The organism is Gynuella sp. (assembly GCF_050297175.1).
GTDB lineage: Bacteria > Pseudomonadota > Gammaproteobacteria > Pseudomonadales > Natronospirillaceae > Gynuella.
Genome location: NZ_JBNKSF010000014.1, coordinates 128706 through 147614 on the forward strand (window position 1 = coordinate 128706; position 18909 = coordinate 147614).

The following is an 18909-nucleotide window of genomic DNA, read 5'->3' on the forward strand; positions in this document are numbered from 1 at the left end:
AAGCCCGCATGAATGCGGGCTTTCGAAAATTCGCTTCACCCGCCTGAGCTGACGGGCTTAGAACTGCTGATCAGAGTTCTCCCGTCAATGTTTGGCTGCACCTTTACTTTCATACTTGCAAAGGGCTTTTGAGATTCTGATATTCGGCATCATCATGTCTCTTCCATCGCGGGTGAATAAAAATGCCTGCTTGAACAGGCGGGAGCTAATTTATTACGTTACCATTTACTTTGGCAACCCATATCTGGTTTTTTTATCTGACTTTTTTGTAAAGATTCACAAACAACAGATTTATTCAAGCTTCAGAACCAACTCTATCAACCGTTCAATTCTGTTATCTGATAACTGCCTGTAATCCAGATACGGGCAAATGATCAAAGCTTTTTTGACATCTACCGCAAACGAATTATCCAGCCATACAACGGATTCGAGCCCCATAGCCGCAGCGTGTGTTTTACCTGCCACAATATGCACGACACCCGGCCGATCAAACTCAGGAGCTGAAAACAACAGAGCCTCTGTACTATGAGACTGCAGCAAATGATTATCGCGATAGTTGCGCCAATCCTGCACAGCACTGTTTTTTCGCGATCTGAGCAAGGAAAGAAACTTTGCATAAACGTTAAATACTTTTCGCCAGTGATTGCTGGTATTGGTGACAATATATTCAATTTCACCCGGCTCTAAAGGTTTCAGTTTTGCCAGCTCAGGGTATTGAGCAAACCCTGGACGATTGGCGATATAAATGGCAACTGAAAAACTTTCGCTGCCAAATCCAACTATCTTGCTCATATCACCCTTTACCCGTTTTGATTGACTGGCATAATAACTTCCGTTCCGACATACAATCGAGGAAAATCATGAAGCTGTACCAATATGATCACTGCCCTTTCTGCGTCCGGGCCGACATGATTGCCAATTACAAAGGTATTGGTCATGAGAATGTATACCTGTTGAACGATGATGAACAAACCTGCCACGAACTGATAAACGTCAAAATGGTTCCTATTTTGCAGTTCGACGATGGTACCGCTATGGGTGAAAGCCTGGATATTGTCAAAGAGCTGGACCGCCTGGGAAAACCGGAAAAAGTACTAAGACCTGAACAAAATCATCCATTCGTAATGGCTCACATTGATAAAGTCAGCCTGTCGATTAACTGCCTGCTGTTTCCTAGGTATATTTTGCTAGGGCTGCCGGAGTTTGAGACTCAAAATGCCAAAGATTATTTTCAGCGTAGAAAAGAAGCCGATATTGGCCGCAGTTTCCAACAGGCGTTTGCGGAATCTTCCGAACACAGACATCACGTCGAAAAGATGCTGGCGGAATTACCAACACCTGATCTGCCAAGCCAACATGGCGACACAATTGGCTGGGACGATATTTTAATCTATCCCACGCTTCGCAATTTGACTGCAGTTAAAGACATCCAGATCCCGGCCGGGATCAGACAATATATCAGCGAAGTCACATCAGTGACTGACAGCCACACCTACTATAGCCGGGCCATATGATATGAATACAAAAGCCGTCATCTTCGATCTCGATGGAACATTACTGAATACGCTCGATGATCTGGCTGATTCAATGAATCAGGTACTTAGCCGGCACAAGCTTCCTACTCATCCTTCTTCGGCTTATCGCTATTTTGTTGGTAATGGGGCATTTCAACTGGTAACACGGGCTATTCCCGAACCCCAGCGACAGGATCCATTCATCCAAACCTGCTTTTCGGAGTTTATCGCAGAGTACGAACAAAACTGGAATCACAAAACACAACCTTACGAAGGCATTGAACAGTTACTGGGACAATTACAGCAACGTGATATCGCACTGACTGTATTAACAAACAAACCTCACGATTTTGCCTTGAAATGCATGAGGGAGTTTTTTCCAGACTGGGCCTTTTCCATCATCCTTGGTCAGCGGACGGGAGTTCCAGTAAAACCTGATCCTACTGCCGCCTGGGAAATACTCGGACATCTGAACATCACTCATCCTGAAGCCATATTCGTTGGAGACAGCAGCGTGGACATGGAAACAGGTATCAACTCTGAACTTAAGCCTATTGGTGTTTCCTGGGGATTTCGCTCCAGAGAGGAACTTGAATCTGCCGGTGCAGCAGCCGTTATTGACCATCCCATTGAGCTATTGGATTATCTCGATAACTGAATTATCGTCAGACAGAAAATAGATGTTCGTGAACCAAATCCGCTGTTGCGCTGACCAGTGCCACTGGTTACTGTCGGAGTAACTGAATGGGTTCGGTTAAACATACAATGACCATAAACAATAACGAACTGTAGCGGAATCCATATGCTGTCCATTTTTACTTCAGCCAAGAGCTTTAATAACCACTGGCTCGGTCACCGACAACTCAATCAGGCAGGGCTACATACCCAACGGGTCATTTGGGCGCATAAATGTCGAGATCTACGCAGGCTGATTCGAACCAATAAGAGCACCAGACTACAAAAAGAAATCAAGAGCCTCGACGCTAATGGATATGTGAGCATTGAGAATTTCCTTTCCATTACTGATCACAAGGCAATAGTTGACGAAATCAAACACGCCACAGATCGGGTGGCTGAGTTCGCGCCGATTCAGACCAGTCAGACATCAGGTTTCGGCGATAAACAGTTTTTTGAAGGCGGCTTTGACCGATACGATGGTAGTACACTTAACCGCTTCATAGATATTCATTCACAACAAATGCCACAGTTGGCTCACTTTGCCCGCAACCCCGATCTCTCAGCACTTAGCCGCCAGATTACCGGTCGTTCACACCAAAAACGAAAAACCAACATATATCTGATGATCCATGGAGCCGAAGAACAGTCACATGATCTGCAAAAGGATTTTCATCGAGATACGTTCTTTTCAGCCATGAAATTCTGGTATTTTCCTCAGGAAGTCACTCTGGCAGACGGTCCATTTATTTATGTACCGGGAAGCCATCGTCTAACCCCCCTTCGATTGCAGTGGGAGCACGATACCGCCATGGCCGCCATCGAAACACAAACACAACCCAATGTTGGCGGTTCATTTCGTATTGCTGAATCACAGTTACCACAACTGGATCTCCCAGACCCCGTTGCGGTAACCTGTCCGGCCAACACATTGGTAATCGCCAACGTTTTCGGTTTTCACCGCAGAGGAGATGCCGAGGGTGGGCGTCCACGCCTGTCGGTATACGGCTGGCAGCGTCCCTCTCCGTTTGTACCAATTTAAATAAAGTGCCTGCCTGAACAGGCAGCAATCTCATCAAACAAAACAGAAAAACTACAAATCCAGCAATAAACGGGCACTTCTGGCGCGTGAACAGCAGGGTGTAAATTGATTGTTGAGAGCATGTTCTTCGTCTGACATAAAGACATCCCGGTGTTCCGGTTCTCCTTCCAATACACCTGTCAAACAAGTACCACAAACCCCCTCTTCACAGGCCATGGGAATATCAACACCGGCCTCTTCCAGGACGCTAAGTACCGACTGGTCTGCCGGAATCACGAATACCTGACCAGTACTGTTGATCTCCACCTCAAAAACACCATCCTGACTGTGATCAACAGGCGCTGCGGAAAAATATTCCCGATGAATCTGAGCCGCCGGCCATCCCAAAGTCTCAGCTGCAGTCAGAACGTAGTCCATAAAGCCCGTTGGCCCACACACATAAATATGTGTTCCGGGTTCAGGACTGGCCAACACCTGGTTAATATTCAGACGCTGCTCATCATCACCATCATCGAAGTGGAACTGTACCTGTGAGGCAAATGCTGAACTGGCAATATGCTCTATAAAAGCCATTCTTTGTCTGGAACGTGCGCAGTAATGCATTTCAAATTCAGCATTCGTAAGAACCAACTGTTCCGCCATTGCCAGTATGGGCGTAACACCAATACCTCCCGCAAATAAAATGCTGCGCCGCGCCCCCTGCTCCAGAGCGAACAGATTTCTCGGTTCGCTGATCTGAATAATGTCACCGACCTTAATATGATCGTGTACCGCCAAAGACCCTCCCCGAGAGGCGGGATCCTTTAATACACCGATCATGTACCGATTGGTCTCTGAAGAAGAGTTAAACAGTGAATATTGCCGGACCAGATTATCCGGCAAATGCAGATCGACATGCGCGCCAGCAGTAAATGATGGTAGCGGAGTATGATCCGGCTTCATGAGTTCGAGACTGACAATATCATCTGTCTCGTAAGTTTTTCGTGTGACTTTGACATCTATCATTTTGTCAACTTACCCCACACTGCCCAACTGTAATTCACGCTCCTGCTTCAGCATTTTATCCAGCATTTTTCTGGCCTGAACCCCACCAGCATCAATATCAAGCTTTAACAGTTTTCGTTCTGGATAAGCGCTCAGGTTCCGCTGTTGCTGCTCAAGCATTTCCAAGTCTTCAGCAAAAATCTTACCTTGGCCCTGGCGTATCTTATCGGTTAAATCTGCATCGTCCGGTTTAAAATTCCGTGCCATACCCCAGAAATACCACATAGTGGTCTCAGTTTCCGGAGTAATAAAATCCACCACCACACTGCTCGCTTTATATTTATCATCAGCATCGTAACCACCATGCCCAGCATGGGCGACACCGACTTCGATCATAATATGGCTTGGAGGCGTAAAACGACAAATCTGCCAACGATCCACAGGAACATCCACGGCCAGATCATTGGCTTTCAGCGCCATCTGCCAAAACGGCGGCGCAATAATATTCTCCATATAACGACTGGTAATCACTTCGCCGTTTTCAACCTTGGTCTTAACCGGAGTTTCATCGATTTCTTTTTGCCCAATACTGGTTGAATGCACGTAAGTTTCATGCGTCAGATCCATCAGATTATCGATCATTAAACGATAGTCGCAATGAATGTGATACAAACCACCACCGTAAGCCCAGTCAGGACTGTTGGCCCATTCAAAATGAGGAATATCAGCGGGATCTGCAAGGCTGGTTTCGCCAGTCCACACCCAGATAAAGCCATGACGCTCTACAACCGGAAAAGCACGAACGCACGGGAACCCCTGCACCCGCTGCTTGGGCATGGATTCAGTTTTTCCATCACTCCCCATCACCAAACCATGGTACCCGCACACCAATTTGCCGTTGTCTATATATCCCAATGACAAAGGCGCGCCACGATGAGGACAAAAATCTTCCAGGGCAACCACTGCACCACTGGCATCACGGTAAAAAACGATATTCTCGCCACAGATTTGACGGCCGAGCGGCTTTTCTACGATATCTTCCGGGGTACAGGCAACATACCAAGTATTTTTCGGAAACATGTTTTGGACTCCTCATAATATTGTTTTTATTTTGGATCCAATATAATGATTCAAATACCTTATATCAACCTTTTTGATATTATTTAAATCGGCTTTTTCGTAAAGAATTTTTGTTATTAAAACCGTATTTTTAATAGTATTCCGATTCGAATCATTTATTCATTGGCGTTCCTTCATTGGTTTTCATTTTCATAAATTGGATCCAATATTGACATGAGTTATGCTATGAGGATCATTCACAACCTCTATATTCCATATGGCTAAAGAAGGTCAGAGAGTGCTGAGCACATTACGGCAAATGATATTGTCAGGTGAATTGTCGGCTGGCGAAAAGCTGGCGGAAATCCCGACGGCCGAAAGCCTTGGTGTCTCCAGGATGCCAATTCGTATCGCTTTTCGGACCCTTGAACAAGAGGGCCTGCTCACCAAACAACATCGGCGCGGATACCAAGTACGCCGGGTCACAGAAGAAGAGATAACCGGTTCAATAGAAGTGCGTGGTGTACTGGAAGGCTTGGCAGCGTTGCAAGCCACAGAGAAAGGACTTAAAGACCATCATCGCCAGATACTGTTGTCATGTCTTCGGGAAGGTGACCAACTATTTGCAAAAGGCTATGTGACTGAAGAGGATCTTGAGCAGTACCACGATATGAATAAACGCTTCCACGCCGTCATCATAGAAGCCGCCGCCAATCCGGCAATAAACGCTGCATTATCCCGAGATGAACACCTGCCCTTTGCCTCAGTCAGCGCACTGGCCATAGACCGCAATCATCTCGAACGTGAGTACCGACGTTTTAATTTCGCACATATGCAACACCACGCCGTGTTCGATGCGATCGATCACCGCCAGGGGGCACGAGCCGAAGCGATCATGCGCGAACATGCCAATGCCACTCTGGGATACGCCAAGCTGTTTGACGTACATGCAGAAGATAACAGCGTCCGGGTTTTCGGCGTGGATACAGCCGAGGAAAAATAGTCCGGTTGATTTTTCCAGCAGACATTGTTGGCATTAAAATACGGATAGGGAAAGCATGGTCCGCTTTGGAAAAAAGAGCCTCGCAACATTGAAATAGAGACCACAAAACATAGGTGGCAATGGCGGCTGCAAACATTCTCGAAAACGTTTATGACAATAAAAGTATCGGCGCTTTATCCTGACAAACCTCAATACACACCTTTCTTTGGTGAGCGAAGGCAGTGAATGATCACAACAACTATTTTTGATAGCAGTAGAGATTATTGGCGGAAGCTGAAATGTGGCGCGAAATGAAAAGCCTTAAAAAACCGGTTTACCCAATTGGCTGGCAGCTGGGTAAACCCGTTTATACGTGTGACTCGTGACTACCGGCGCTTGTATGTTTGCAAGCCCGGCTTAATGCTTTTCTCATCCAGGAACTGCTTAAGACCTTCCTGACGGCCCTGCTCCGGATCACGATGAATCGCCTGATCCACCTTGGCATACAGATAGTCTTCATTTTGATCCCAGGTCAATTCCCGGCACCGTTTAAATCCTTGCTTGGCGAAACGCAAAACAACCGGATTCTTCTCTAGTAACTTATTAGCAACCTTGGTCACTGTCTCCTTGAGCTCAGCCAGCGGAACACTTTCATTCACCAGCCCCATTTCCGCCGCTTCCTGACCCGTAAAAGTATCACCCGTCATAATGTAGTACAGTGATTTTCTATGCCCCATGGTGTCGGCAACGGCTTTACTGACCAGATTCCCTGGAGGAATTCCCCAGTTGATTTCCGAAAGACCAAAGGTGGCCTCATCTGCAGCATACGCGAGATCACATGCCACCAGCGGAGAGAAGGCTCCACCGAAACACCATCCGTTGACCATCGCAATCGTGGGTTTACTGTACATTCTCAGCAACTTCCACTGCCACTGCGAACAATCCCTACGCATGCGTTCCTGCCATATTTCGGATTTACCATCAGTCTCGCGAAAATACTCCTTGAGATCCATACCTGCAGACCACGACTCTCCTGAACCGGTCAACACCAATACTTGAACCTCATCATCCAACTCCAATGTCTCCAGGATCTCAATCATTTCACGATTCAGAGTAGGACTCATTGCATTGCGCTTTTCAGGACGATTAAAGCTCACCCAGGCAATACCACCCTGCACTTCAACCTTAACTGCCTTCCAGCGAGTATCATATTCGCTCATAATAGTTACCTTCACTTTATTATTTTCAGTCAACATATCAAGTAACTTGATACAATAACGAAACTTTAGCTTTTACTTTTTATAAACGCAAGCAAAAAATAAGGGTAAACATGGCACCTTTAGATGATCTCGCCAGTACAGATACGAATACCAAAGACCAAAACAGCAGACCTTCAGGTATTTCTTACCTGATTGGTCGCCTGGATCGCTCGTTGATTCGCCACATTCGCACGGCTGTCAGCCCTTTCGGTCTTACCACGACCCAATATACCGCTCTCTCTGTATTTGCTGCCCGCGGACAGCTTTCCAATGCCCAATTTGCAGAACGGACGATGGTTTCCCCACAGGCAGCCAATGAGCTCATGAAAGTGATGGAAAAGAATGGCTGGATTGAACGACAACCGGACCCCAGTCACGGCCGCATCATTCAGATCAGTCTCACTGACGAAGGTAAACGCTTAATGGCCCAATGTGATGCAGCCATTGCAGAGCTGGAACATAAAATGCTAGCCGATTTTTCCGAACAGGAACAGCAGGCTCTTTATAAGCAACTGAAAGCTCTGGCCAGAACATTGTCTGACATCTAAGGAAGCTCTGAATAAGTACCTGTCTTACCTATGTGACATTAAAAACCTGTTCAAATCGGTCGTTTATGCTCCGTAAACTCCGCTTTGAACAGATATTTCCAGGCCCCGGCTTCCTTACCGCCACGGCTCAAATGGTATGCCCCACCTCCTATTAATCAGCACCTAAGCGCCCGTCTACATTCGTTTCGTCGAACCTGTTATTGGCTAAAAAGGCTGCAATTAAGTGATGCGGCATTCCGACAGTTAACGTGAAGCTTAGTCATTCTAAGCGCACGTTGACCAACACAAAGTGCGGCCTTTTTAGCCATAACCCTTCGGGCTGAGGCCAATGTCACTCAACTCAGCGTTGCTCATCGCTCATTTAGGCCTGCTATTAAAACGTCAGGAACGTTTTAGCGTGTGGCTAAAGCTCATGGATTTGAGTAAAACTGGCTCTCAGCAGGCCGATGAAATAAGCGCAGACAGGCCCTAGTCGAAGTGAGGCCATCAGGTCAATCGAAAAGATCATTCCATGAACGGGCTTGCCAATCGTAAACTGGCCACAAACCTATGTACCACTGCTTACACCTTGTCTCACGGTTAGGGAAGCATGCTGCAATAGTTCTTATTTGGCCCGTGAATTGATCGGATGTAATAGCGCCATCAAACTATCACTAGGTATGACCTGGAAAACGAGCCCGTCCATGCAAGAAGCTTTCTAAACATCTACAGAAGAACACTATTGTTGTTCGGAGATTTCTGGAGTATTACCCATGTCCTTTGCTGACTGATATTAATCGAGTCTCATCCCCTTTCGCATCATTGTAGATTTTGACGCAATTTCGGCCACTTCGCTTAGCCTGATACAAGGCTTGGTCAGCACCTTCAATCAATTCATAAACCGTCATATCAGAATTCGGAATCACAGTACTGACACCACAACTAATGGTGACAGATAAACGATTCTGATCATAAAAAAAAGGAGTTTTCTCAATATGTGACCTGACCTCCTCTGCCACGGAATGAACATAACTCAACGGCGCATTTGGAAGAATAACAACAAATTCTTCACCGCCGTATCGTATGAGAACATCGGTTCTACGCTTGGCAGACTGTCGTAAAATTCCAGCGACATGAACCAGACAGCTATCTCCAACACTGTGCCCCCAGGCATCATTAATCTGCTTAAAGTGATCAACATCTACCATGATCAGAGAAAACGGTTGTTGCTCCGACAAACAGAGTGACCAATATTGATCAATATGTGCCTCAAGATAATTGCGGTTAAACACACCGGTAAGAACATCCGTTTTACTCGCTGCCTCCAACATTCTTTTTCTTTGTCGGGCCTGATATTCGCTAACAAAAGCCAGCATAGTAACTTCTGCGAGCACTGCGATCAGCCCAATATGCTCAATCAACATAGTGCTGCTGTTATTAAAATGACTAAGTGAAATGGCCACTAAAGCAGGTACAGTGAAAAACAGGTTTGCGAGCAGGTACAATTGGGCAATTCGGCTACCATGTAGTGCGGCTATCAAGCCGGAGACAAAACCGTAAACAGAAAATACAGCAATATTGTAACGGGCAAACTCCAGGGACCAGTGTGGAAACAAAATGGCCATAACTGCCGAAATGGAAAACAACCCAATACAATTTAAGCCCAGAAAATACAGTATAGGATAGGAATGTTTGCGAATATTCAACAGCGCCATAACAAACGCAACATAGCAGCCACTTGCCAGAATCATTGGATAACTGATCAGATAAAACCAGCTCAAATGAAACAGATCACTGATGACCAATAGAGCGGTACTATTATATGCCATACAACAAAGTACAAATAATGCGTAATAGAGATTTTCCAATCGTCTTAGAGAGAAATAGCGAAGCAGATATAAAAAGGACAAAGCGAACATAATACCCAACCCAACCAGTACCAGTGTATTACCCCACTTCACTGCCCAGGAATAGTCATCCAACGGCATAATAAAGGGCTCTGGCTGAGCAAGGAAAAACGGACTTTCCATCCGTGTCAGAACGATATATTCCGAAGGAAATAACCTGACCAACCGTCCATGCCTGAGCATAAACGGATTAATTAGCGAATTTTGTATGCCACCAGACAAACTGCCAATCTGGATCCCATGACTATTATATATGTAGTGATCAAACTGCCCAATCACACTGGTATTGCGAAAGTCCACAACATATTGTTCAGCCTCCGGTATGCGAAAAAACTGTATATACCAATTAACACCTCCGGTTAAAGATATCCTCTGCCGGGACCGAGGGATAATTTCATTACTCTTCAACACAAGTGGAGGCTGCCACTCCTCATCAACAGCAATCCAGAACTTTTGGTAATATTGGACACTTTGAGCAAAACATGTGGCGCTTTGAATAGCCATGAAACACCACAGAAATAAAAAACCATATTTCCGCGTCAACCTTTGCTCATACGTCCATTTCATATCTATACCATTAATGCAAAGCCAGTTTCCTGCAAACCATTGTTATCAGCCAGAACTCAAAAACCATTACCTTTTAACTTTGTGAAAACAAGGTAATAGCTGGGCTCTTACTGACAACATAACTGAGGGAACCTCTGAAAAATGGCCTATTTTCGCGCAGGACGTTAAGCCCCCGTCTCACATCCTCATTTACACCCGTAAAGTGCGGTGTTGCGAGTGGTGCTTCCTCACCTGCATCAAAACGATTCCTATTTTTCAGAGACCCCCTGAGCACTTAAAATCTATATAACAAAACTGAGTGATACCACATGCTTTGGACAATGCCCTCTTATGCACACAAACGTCAAAAAAAAAGAGAATATAAACAGCATATTCCGGGCCGGATTTGCCATCCAGATGAAATAAAAAAACAGCGTACTGCTCTTTATTATATAGAGATTCATTTAACAACCTTTCGTTATAAATGAGGCTATAGAAATTTGGTGCCAGGCAAATAAATCACCCTGTAGATCCATATAAAAATCATATTGCATTTTAATATAATCCGCTTAACCGGCCATAGACGCAACATACAATTAATAATGCACTCAAATATTACCAACACCAACACTTATCATGGAGAAGCGGTTTTACAGCATGAGGTAATTACAATCACAAGAGGCCCTCAAATAAAATGCTGTTTCTTGAGTGTTTCTACCAAATTCAAAGCGCATTTTTTAGGCGGTTAACAAATATTGACGGATGCGATCCTGATCACTCCACTCGGTATTTTTGAGGCAAGTCGGCGGACGGAGTCTTCCACCAACAGATATTGGTTGTTGCTACCCAGACAATAAGAAACAAACCAGCAGCATCGATATATCCAGAGGGTAAAAATTTGGACAGCTACACGGCTTAACGATCAAAGCCTTAATTATAACGAGCCCAAAAGACGCAGCTTATAGACCAGAAATAAACCTTTTTAGATGTTTTTTTAAACACTGTTCGTAACACCACTCAACCTGCCAGCTTGAGATAAAAAGCAAAAGGAGCAACATTATATAAAGATGTCATCTGACTAAGGAGGCCTCTGAAAAACAGGAATAGTTTTGATGCTGGTGAGGAAGCACCACTTGCAACACCGCAATTTATGGGTGTAAATGAGGATGTGAGACGGGGGCTGACAACGTCCTGCGCGAAAATAGGCCATTTTTCAGAGGTTCCCTAAGATTCTTTAAGGGACTATTCACCCAATACTCAAGCAGGCCCTTGTCTGAACACCGCCACCTAAAATAGGTGAGTTGCGTGCAAGGCGATATTGTTAAGATGGTCGAGAGGCTCAATCTACCAACGATGGGTCAATGTTTTTTGGTATCATCTGGTCGCGCTGGCGATGCCTCATCCAAATGTTGTTGTTCAATATTCAGGACATGGCCACGAGTTCGGTCAATCATAACACTGCAGCTCTCCGTCAGATCATTCAAACCTGTAGCAATGATCTCCATGGCCCTGCGCATGCTTTCTTCCTGCTTGACCGCCTCTATCGCTGCATTAATACCTAACAATTTTGCGTAGTGATTAAATTTCTCCAGCTCAGTAATAAACTGTTCCAGTTCTTGCTTAATCAACTGAAGCTCTTCGTTTGACACAACAACACTTTCCTCGACAGTTCAAGATCACAACACCTGGCTGTATACTCACCCGTTCTTGTCGCAACCTGAAGATCAGTTACCAGAATGAAGTCTAGACGAATATTGGAACTTGATGCCACCAGAGGCCTGGCCATTTTATTGATGATTATTTTTCACTTCAGCTATGACCTTAGTTATTTCAAGTTCGCTGACTTTAAAGTTAACCAGGGATACTGGGATTGGTTTCGCTATATCATCGTCACACTATTTTTCAGTGTCAGTGGCATATCGATGGTGCTGGCCACACGTAACGGCATTCGATGGAAGCAGTATCTTTTTCGGGTATCCCAGGTTGTCGCTGGCGCCATCGCTGTGACACTGGCGACATGGTTTGTGTTTCCAAAAAGCTGGGTCTATTTCGGAGTACTGCATTTTATCGCCGTTTCTATGCTGGCAGGTCTGCTGTTTATTCGCATTCCAGTCATTGCCCTGATAACGGGAATCAGCATATTCCTTCTGTTCAATTTGACCAACTGGTTTAACCTTCACTGGCTCTATATTGAACTCAAACCTATCTTGCACTTACCCAGAGGCACACAGGATCTGACGCGGTTTATTCCTTGGTTTGGCATGATATTGATCGGCATATGGTTGGGCCATCAGAACTGGCGACCCAACCTGCCACACAGCCGGTGGTTAAACGCACTCGCTTGGATGGGTCGTCACTCACTGGCCATTTATCTGATCCATCAGATCGTTCTGTTTGAACTGGTCAATGCGGCCTACCATATCAAACAGATGCTGGCGGCGAGCTAACCATTACGGCACTGAACATGGTATCGGAATCCACATCAGGAGCGCCATGAAGTGTCTGTTGCTGCAACTGCATATGAGGGTGCCGGCGTAAGAATGTTTCAACCTGCTGCTCATTTTCCTGACAAAACCAGCTGCAAGTCGCATAGACCAGTTGCCCACCCGGCTTCAAATACTGTACACATCGATCCAGGATCAACTGCTGCAACTCCAGCAATTCATCCAACCCATCTTGACCAATACGCCATTTAAAATCAGGGGCCCTACGCCATGTACCAGACCCCGAACAGGGAGCATCAATAAGAATCCGGTCAAAACCTCCCATCAGCCAGGACGGCTGTTGCTCATCCGGCCAATGAGCGTCCCAGTGCTCCGTTTGTATATTGCGGATCCCCATCCGTCTTGCCCGCTGGGTGACTGATTCCAGCTTATATGCCCGTACATCAGACGCAATGACAACACCTTGATTATTCATCTTCCCAGCCAGGGCAAGGGCTTTTCCACCACCACCGGTACAGGCATCCCAAACTCTCATACCAGCCTGTACACCTGCCGTTGCGGCAATCTGCTGACTGGCGAAATCCTGAATATCAATATGCCCCTGTCGGTAGGTAATCGTCTCGGTTACCCGCCCGTCAGCCGTCAGTTTCAATCCTCCGTTTTCAGCCTCAGTCGCAATGCCCTCATCGGCCAGCAGTCCCTGTAGGGACATCAGATCCTCAGAAACATTGACTCTCAACCATACTGGTGCAGAGGTATTATTAAGCTCCACAAAAGTCTGATAACGCTGACGGCTCCACTGACTCGACTGACAACGCTGATGTAGCATCGTCTCAAACTCAGGAGAAAAGCCATTAAACAACAACCATAGCGTTTCATCAGCTTCACATTGATGGAGCAGCTTGAGAAAATGCTCCCGTCTGCTCGGTCCATCATTAAGTTCGCGCGGTGGCGGAATATCATGATTCAGTCGTAAACCGATCCAATACCAGAATTCGGCAACCGGTATCGATTTAAGCTCATCGAGTCTCCACTGTTGACTCCAGCGACACAGATCTGGTTCGCCGAACTGATAGCTGTGGTGGAGATAGGCTGCCAATTGTAAATAACGCATCGCAGCAAACATGGCATCACTATAGGCTTTACGATCTTTCTTACCAAAACGGGACTGGCTCTGATAATAGGTCTTCAGCCAGCGATCCAGCTGATACCAATTGCCCTCTTCCAGATAGGTATCCCAGATTTTAAAAATAAACGGATAACGGAACGGCGCCCAGCTCATCAATATATGTCCACCCTTAACTAAATCTCACTGTTGGCCCAATGGTTAACTCCATCGGTGATTCAAGAATGTTCTTTCGCCAAATATCCATCTCCCGAGAAATATGGATATGCGCTTAGGATCAGGCGCCTCGGCGTAGTCTCTTAGCTACCAAAACATCTGACCGGTCAGTTTAACGCTTTGCCGGCATCTTACTTACTAAAATTTCCTCTCAGACACGATCAGTGTAAAATCCCGCGCCTCTTGTCAGCACTGTTCCGGTTAACATCAATGATTCCACGCTTACATGAAATATCGAACACGCAAACGCTTTATCTGAACTTTCTCAGGCGTCTGGAAAAAGACGGCTTTAAAGGAGACATCAGTCCAGAATATTCCGAAAGGGTGGTATCCGCGACCGACAACTCGATTTATCAGGTACTGCCACAAGGTATCGTCTGTCCAAAAAATATCGATGATCTGGTGCTACTGGCCAGACTCAGTCAGGAAGATCCATTCCAACAGGTTGTTTTAAGCGCCCGCGGCGGCGGTACTGGCACCAATGGTCAATCACTCACAGATGGTCTGGTCGTCGATATTTCGAAACATATGAACACCATACTGGAAATCAACGCTGATGAACGCTGGGTACGAGTCCAGACCGGGGTTGTCAAAGACCAGCTAAATGCAGCATTGAAACCGTACGGACTATTTTTTGCCCCTGAACTGTCGACCTCAAATCGTGCCACCATTGGCGGAATGATCAATACTGATGCTTCCGGGCAGGGATCCGTCATGTATGGTAAGACCCGAGACCATGTATTGGCGCTTAAAACCGTCTTACTCGACGGTACGGTCATAAATACTGCCCCCGTTGAAAGCACCGAACTGACACAGCTGATCAGTGGTCAAGATCGGATTGCATCCATTTATCAGACGGTAGCAGATATTTATGATCAACACCGGGAAGAAATCAAGGCTCTGTTCCCACCGCTGAATCGCTGCCTGACCGGATATGATCTTGCCCATATACGGGATGAGCAACAGCGGATTAATCTAAATAACGTTCTCTGTGGCTCTGAAGGTACCCTTGGCTTTATTACCGAAGCAAAACTGAATGTACTGCAGATACCTAAGACCTCGGCCCTGGTTTGTGTGCAATATGGTGATTTTGAAACCAGCCTGCGGGATGCACAGGCACTAATGGCATGTCATCCGACATCCATTGAAACTGTGGATTCAAAGGTACTAGGCCTGGCCAAGGATGACCTGATTTGGAATTCGGTTGCTCAATTCTTTCCAGAGCCAACCGGGCAAACCGTCGCAGGTATCAATCTGGTGGAATACACCGCCGATACCGATGAAGAACTTAAACAGAAAGTTGCTGTCATTCAGAAAGAGCTAGATGCGACCTGTGGCAAAGCTGGAAAGGCCATACAGTATGCAATAGCCTGGGGTCACGAGCAGGTAAATCAAGTATGGAATATGCGCAAAAAATCTGTCGGCTTCCTGGGTAATGCTCAAAGCGAAGCACGGCCGATTCCATTCGTCGAGGATACCGCCGTCCCCCCGGAAAACCTGGCTGACTACATCATGGAGTTTCGTGCCATTCTGGACGAATATAACCTGCAATATGGTATGTTTGGCCACGTGGATGCGGGTGTCCTTCATGTCCGCCCTGCATTGGACATGAAAGATCCTGAACAGGAAAAAATGGTTCGGGTCATTACTGACAGATTGGTCTCTTTGATACGGAAATATAATGGTTTGTTATGGGGTGAACATGGCAAAGGCGTCCGCTCTGAATATGCGCCGGACTTCTTTGGCAACCTGTACCCTCAATTGCAGAAGATCAAACAGGCATTCGACCCGCGCAATCAACTGAATCCCGGAAAAATTGCTACCCCGCTGGAATCACCGGTACAACTGCTTAAAATTGATGAAGTTGCCACTCGCGGACAGTTGGATAGAACAATCGAACAGGACAGCTGGCAACAATACAGCGAATCCATGTACTGTAACGGCAATGGTGCCTGTTTCAATTATGATTCAGCCGATGCCATGTGCCCAAGTTGGAAAGCCACTCGAATACGGAAATATTCCCCCAAAGGCAGATCTTCCCTGATCCGAGAATGGCTACGATTGTTATCCGACAAACAAGTAGACACGGTTCAGGAATCGGGCATCGCCAACTACATCAGCTGGCCGGTTTCATTTATTCCCAGACTCTTCAATACGCTCAAAAAGCACAATGGTGAATATGACTTCAACCACGAAGTATATGATGCCATGTCCACCTGCCTGGCTTGCAAAAGCTGCACTGGAAGCTGTCCGATTAAAGTCGATATTCCGGAATCACGGGCCAAATTTTTACACCTTTACCATGCTCGCTATCTGCGCCCGCTTAAAGACTATCTCATTGGCTCATTGGAATTTCTGATGCCAACCCTGGCGTTATGGAAAGACATCTATAACAAACCCATCCGCTGGACACCGGTAAAGTGGTTTCTGCGCCATGTTGCTGGCATGGTTGACAGTCCGCTGATCTCTGACATTTCCTTAAAACAGGAAATGAAAAAACACCAATTACCATGGGCCACTGCCCTGAACATCAGCCGACTCAGTAAAGAGCAGAAAAGCAAAGCAGTTATTTATGTCCAGGATGCATTTACCAGTTACTTTGATACACAGGTAGTGGTGGACACATTACTGGCACTGCGCGCACTTGGATTCCATCCTATGGTGATGCCTTACATGGCCAATGGTAAACCGTTGCATGTTCACGGCTTTCTGAGTCGCTTTCAGAAAACCGCATTTAAAACTGCTGACAAACTGAAAAAACTGCAAAACACTGGCATCCCGCTGATTGGGCTTGATCCATCAACAACGCTGACCTACCGTGCTGAGTATCAAAAATATCTGGAGGGCAACCCGGTCAATGTCATGCTAATTCAGGAATTCCTGAGCGAACGACAGGATGTATTTGCCGACAAGACTCTGCACTCTGAAGATGCGTTTCATATTCTGGGACACTGTACAGAAAAAACCAACGCTGCCTCTTCCATCCAGCAATGGCAACAGGTATTCAAAGTCATTGGCCTGACACTGAATGAAATAAAAGTAGGCTGCTGCGGCATGGCCGGCACTTTTGGCCATGAAACCAGAAATCAGGACATTAGCCGTAAAATATATGAACTATCATGGCAGGGGCCAGTTAAGAATCCTAAAAACCAGGGTAAACTACTTACTACCGGATATTCGTGTCGTAGCCAAGTCAAGCGCTACGAACACCAGATCCTGCTACACCCCATGCAACAAATTCTGAAAAGCCTGAGTGAAACAAATGACTGAATGGAGCCCAGCAAGCTGGAGGGCTAAACCAGCGAAACAATTACCCACCTACCCTGATGCAGAACGACTGCAACAAGCAGAACAGACACTGGCCAAACAACCACCTCTGGTATTCGCGGGAGAAGCCAGGCAACTGAAAAAAGAGTTGGCTAAGGTCTGCGAGGGCAAAGCCTTTTTACTCCAGGGCGGAGACTGCGCTGAAAGCTTTCAGGATTTCAGCAGTACAAACATCCGTGATATGTTCAAAATCCTATTACAAATGGCAGTCGTCCTGACTTATGGTGGTCAAAGCCCGGTCATCAAAATCGGTCGCCTGGCCGGTCAGTTTGCCAAACCCCGCTCGAGCGATACTGAAACCATCAACAATGTAACACTGCCCAGTTATCGAGGCGATATCATTAATGGTTTTGGGTTTACCGAGTCTGACCGTATTCCCGATCCAGCTCGCATGGTACAGGCTTATCATCAGTCCTGTGCCACCTTAAACCTGATTCGGGCTTTTGCAGCAGGCGGACTGGCTGATCTCAATGAAGTGCACCGATGGAACCTGGACTTTGTCAGCAAAAGCCCCTTGGCTGATCGTTATGAAAGCCTTGCTCACCGTATTGATGAAACACTGGAGTTCATGAGCGCCTGTGGTATCAGTGCTGAAAACACACCACAAATTCGTGAAACCAGTTTTTACACCTCACACGAGGCATTATTGTTACCTTATGAACAAGCATTGACCCGAGTCGACAGTCTGACTGGCGACAGCTACGACTGTTCTGCTCACATGCTCTGGATCGGTGATCGAACCCGTCAATTGGACGGTGCACATGTAGAGTTCTGCCGGGGCATTCACAACCCTCTGGGACTGAAAGCCGGTCCTTCAACCGATCCCGATGAACTGCTGCGACTGATTGAAACACTTAATCCCAACAATGAAGCTGGTCGCCTGAATCTGATTGTACGGATGGGTGCCAACAAAGTGGCGGATTATTTCCCGGCGCTGCTACGCAAAGTCAAAGAATCCGGTTACAAAGTGGTGTGGAGCTGTGATCCGATGCATGGCAACACAACTCAAACCTCAAACGGTTACAAGACCAGAGCTGTGGACGATATTCTGAAAGAAGTTAAATCTTTTTTTGATATCCATGATGCGGAGGGAACCGTCGCAGGTGGCGTACATTTTGAACTGACCGGCAACAATGTCACAGAATGTATTGGCGGGCAATTTCAGCTCACCGAGCAAGACCTGGCCACCAGTTACGAGACCCAGTGCGACCCCAGGCTGAATGCTGATCAGGCACTCGAGCTGGCATTCCTAATTGCCGATGCCATTCGTCCCGGGCATCGAGCGGTAAAAATCTGAAACC

15 protein-coding genes are annotated in these 18909 nt (G+C 46.3%); 8 read left to right on the forward strand and 7 right to left on the reverse strand.

From position 1 onward, the window contains the following. Positions 1-291 precede the first annotated feature (291 nt). Complete coding sequence (locus ACQY6I_RS05485; protein ID WP_428240460.1) at positions 292-792, reverse strand: DUF6942 family protein; 501 nt, start codon at positions 790-792, stop codon at positions 292-294. Positions 793-860: 68 nt separating this feature from the next. Between ACQY6I_RS05485 and grxB the strand changes: the two genes are divergently transcribed. The 3 genes from grxB to ACQY6I_RS05500 all read left to right on the forward strand — a co-directional run bounded on the left by grxB (position 861) and on the right by ACQY6I_RS05500 (position 3231). After that, a complete protein-coding gene (grxB, locus tag ACQY6I_RS05490; protein WP_428240461.1) occupies positions 861-1514 on the forward strand; it encodes a glutaredoxin 2 in 654 nt (217 codons plus the stop codon). A 1-nt stretch (position 1515) separates the two neighbouring features. Further along, entirely contained in the window at positions 1516-2172 is a 657-nt protein-coding gene (locus ACQY6I_RS05495; protein WP_428240462.1) for an HAD family hydrolase, read from the forward strand. A gap of 144 nt (positions 2173-2316) precedes the next feature. Next, entirely contained in the window at positions 2317-3231 is a 915-nt protein-coding gene (locus ACQY6I_RS05500) for a phytanoyl-CoA dioxygenase family protein (protein WP_428240463.1), read from the forward strand. 51 nt (positions 3232-3282) lie between these two features. On the opposite strand, the gene ACQY6I_RS05505 is transcribed toward ACQY6I_RS05500, so the two are convergent. Then, a complete protein-coding gene (locus tag ACQY6I_RS05505; protein WP_428240464.1) occupies positions 3283-4236 on the reverse strand; it encodes a PDR/VanB family oxidoreductase in 954 nt (317 codons plus the stop codon). Between the two features lie 9 nt (positions 4237-4245). Continuing rightward, positions 4246-5295 carry a Rieske 2Fe-2S domain-containing protein gene (locus ACQY6I_RS05510; protein WP_428240465.1) on the reverse strand — a complete coding sequence of 350 codons (1050 nt, stop codon included), beginning with the start codon at positions 5293-5295 and terminating at the stop codon, positions 4246-4248. Positions 5296-5551: 256 nt separating this feature from the next. Here ACQY6I_RS05510 and ACQY6I_RS05515 point away from each other — a divergent pair, with 256 nt between their 5' ends. Then, positions 5552-6277, forward strand: a complete 726-nt coding sequence (locus tag ACQY6I_RS05515) for a GntR family transcriptional regulator (RefSeq protein ID WP_428240466.1) — start codon at positions 5552-5554, stop codon at positions 6275-6277. 365 nt (positions 6278-6642) lie between these two features. Here the strand turns inward: ACQY6I_RS05515 and ACQY6I_RS05520 are convergent, their stop codons facing one another. After that, complete coding sequence (locus tag ACQY6I_RS05520) at positions 6643-7476, reverse strand: p-hydroxycinnamoyl CoA hydratase/lyase (protein WP_428240467.1); 834 nt, start codon at positions 7474-7476, stop codon at positions 6643-6645. A gap of 110 nt (positions 7477-7586) precedes the next feature. Between ACQY6I_RS05520 and ACQY6I_RS05525 the strand changes: the two genes are divergently transcribed. Then, positions 7587-8063, forward strand: a complete 477-nt coding sequence (locus ACQY6I_RS05525) for a MarR family winged helix-turn-helix transcriptional regulator (protein ID WP_428240468.1) — start codon at positions 7587-7589, stop codon at positions 8061-8063. Between the two features lie 746 nt (positions 8064-8809). Here ACQY6I_RS05525 and ACQY6I_RS05530 read toward each other — a convergent pair. Together ACQY6I_RS05530 and ACQY6I_RS05535 are read right to left on the reverse strand one after the other, a co-directional pair. Further along, positions 8810-10453 (reverse strand): GGDEF domain-containing protein, encoded by a 1644-nt coding sequence (locus ACQY6I_RS05530; protein WP_428240469.1) that lies wholly within the window; start codon positions 10451-10453, stop codon positions 8810-8812. Positions 10454-11853: 1400 nt separating this feature from the next. Further along, a complete protein-coding gene (locus tag ACQY6I_RS05535) occupies positions 11854-12144 on the reverse strand; it encodes a hypothetical protein (protein ID WP_428240470.1) in 291 nt (96 codons plus the stop codon). Between the two features lie 87 nt (positions 12145-12231). Here ACQY6I_RS05535 and ACQY6I_RS05540 point away from each other — a divergent pair, with 87 nt between their 5' ends. Beyond that, complete coding sequence (locus ACQY6I_RS05540) at positions 12232-12942, forward strand: heparan-alpha-glucosaminide N-acetyltransferase (RefSeq protein WP_428240471.1); 711 nt, start codon at positions 12232-12234, stop codon at positions 12940-12942. Here ACQY6I_RS05540 and ACQY6I_RS05545 read toward each other — a convergent pair. Continuing rightward, the gene (locus ACQY6I_RS05545; protein ID WP_428240472.1) at positions 12917-14221 is read right to left on the reverse strand and encodes an RsmB/NOP family class I SAM-dependent RNA methyltransferase; all 1305 of its coding nucleotides are present in this window, start codon (positions 14219-14221) and stop codon (positions 12917-12919) included. The genes ACQY6I_RS05540 and ACQY6I_RS05545 overlap by 26 nt on opposite strands. 270 nt (positions 14222-14491) lie before the next feature. Here ACQY6I_RS05545 and ydiJ point away from each other — a divergent pair, with 270 nt between their 5' ends. Together ydiJ and ACQY6I_RS05555 are read left to right on the forward strand one after the other, a co-directional pair. Continuing rightward, positions 14492-17551, forward strand: a complete 3060-nt coding sequence (gene ydiJ / locus ACQY6I_RS05550; RefSeq protein ID WP_428240473.1) for a D-2-hydroxyglutarate dehydrogenase YdiJ — start codon at positions 14492-14494, stop codon at positions 17549-17551. Continuing rightward, positions 17544-18905 carry a class II 3-deoxy-7-phosphoheptulonate synthase gene (locus ACQY6I_RS05555; RefSeq protein WP_428240474.1) on the forward strand — a complete coding sequence of 454 codons (1362 nt, stop codon included), beginning with the start codon at positions 17544-17546 and terminating at the stop codon, positions 18903-18905. The genes ydiJ and ACQY6I_RS05555 overlap by 8 nt, the downstream gene beginning before the upstream one ends. Positions 18906-18909 lie beyond the last annotated feature (4 nt).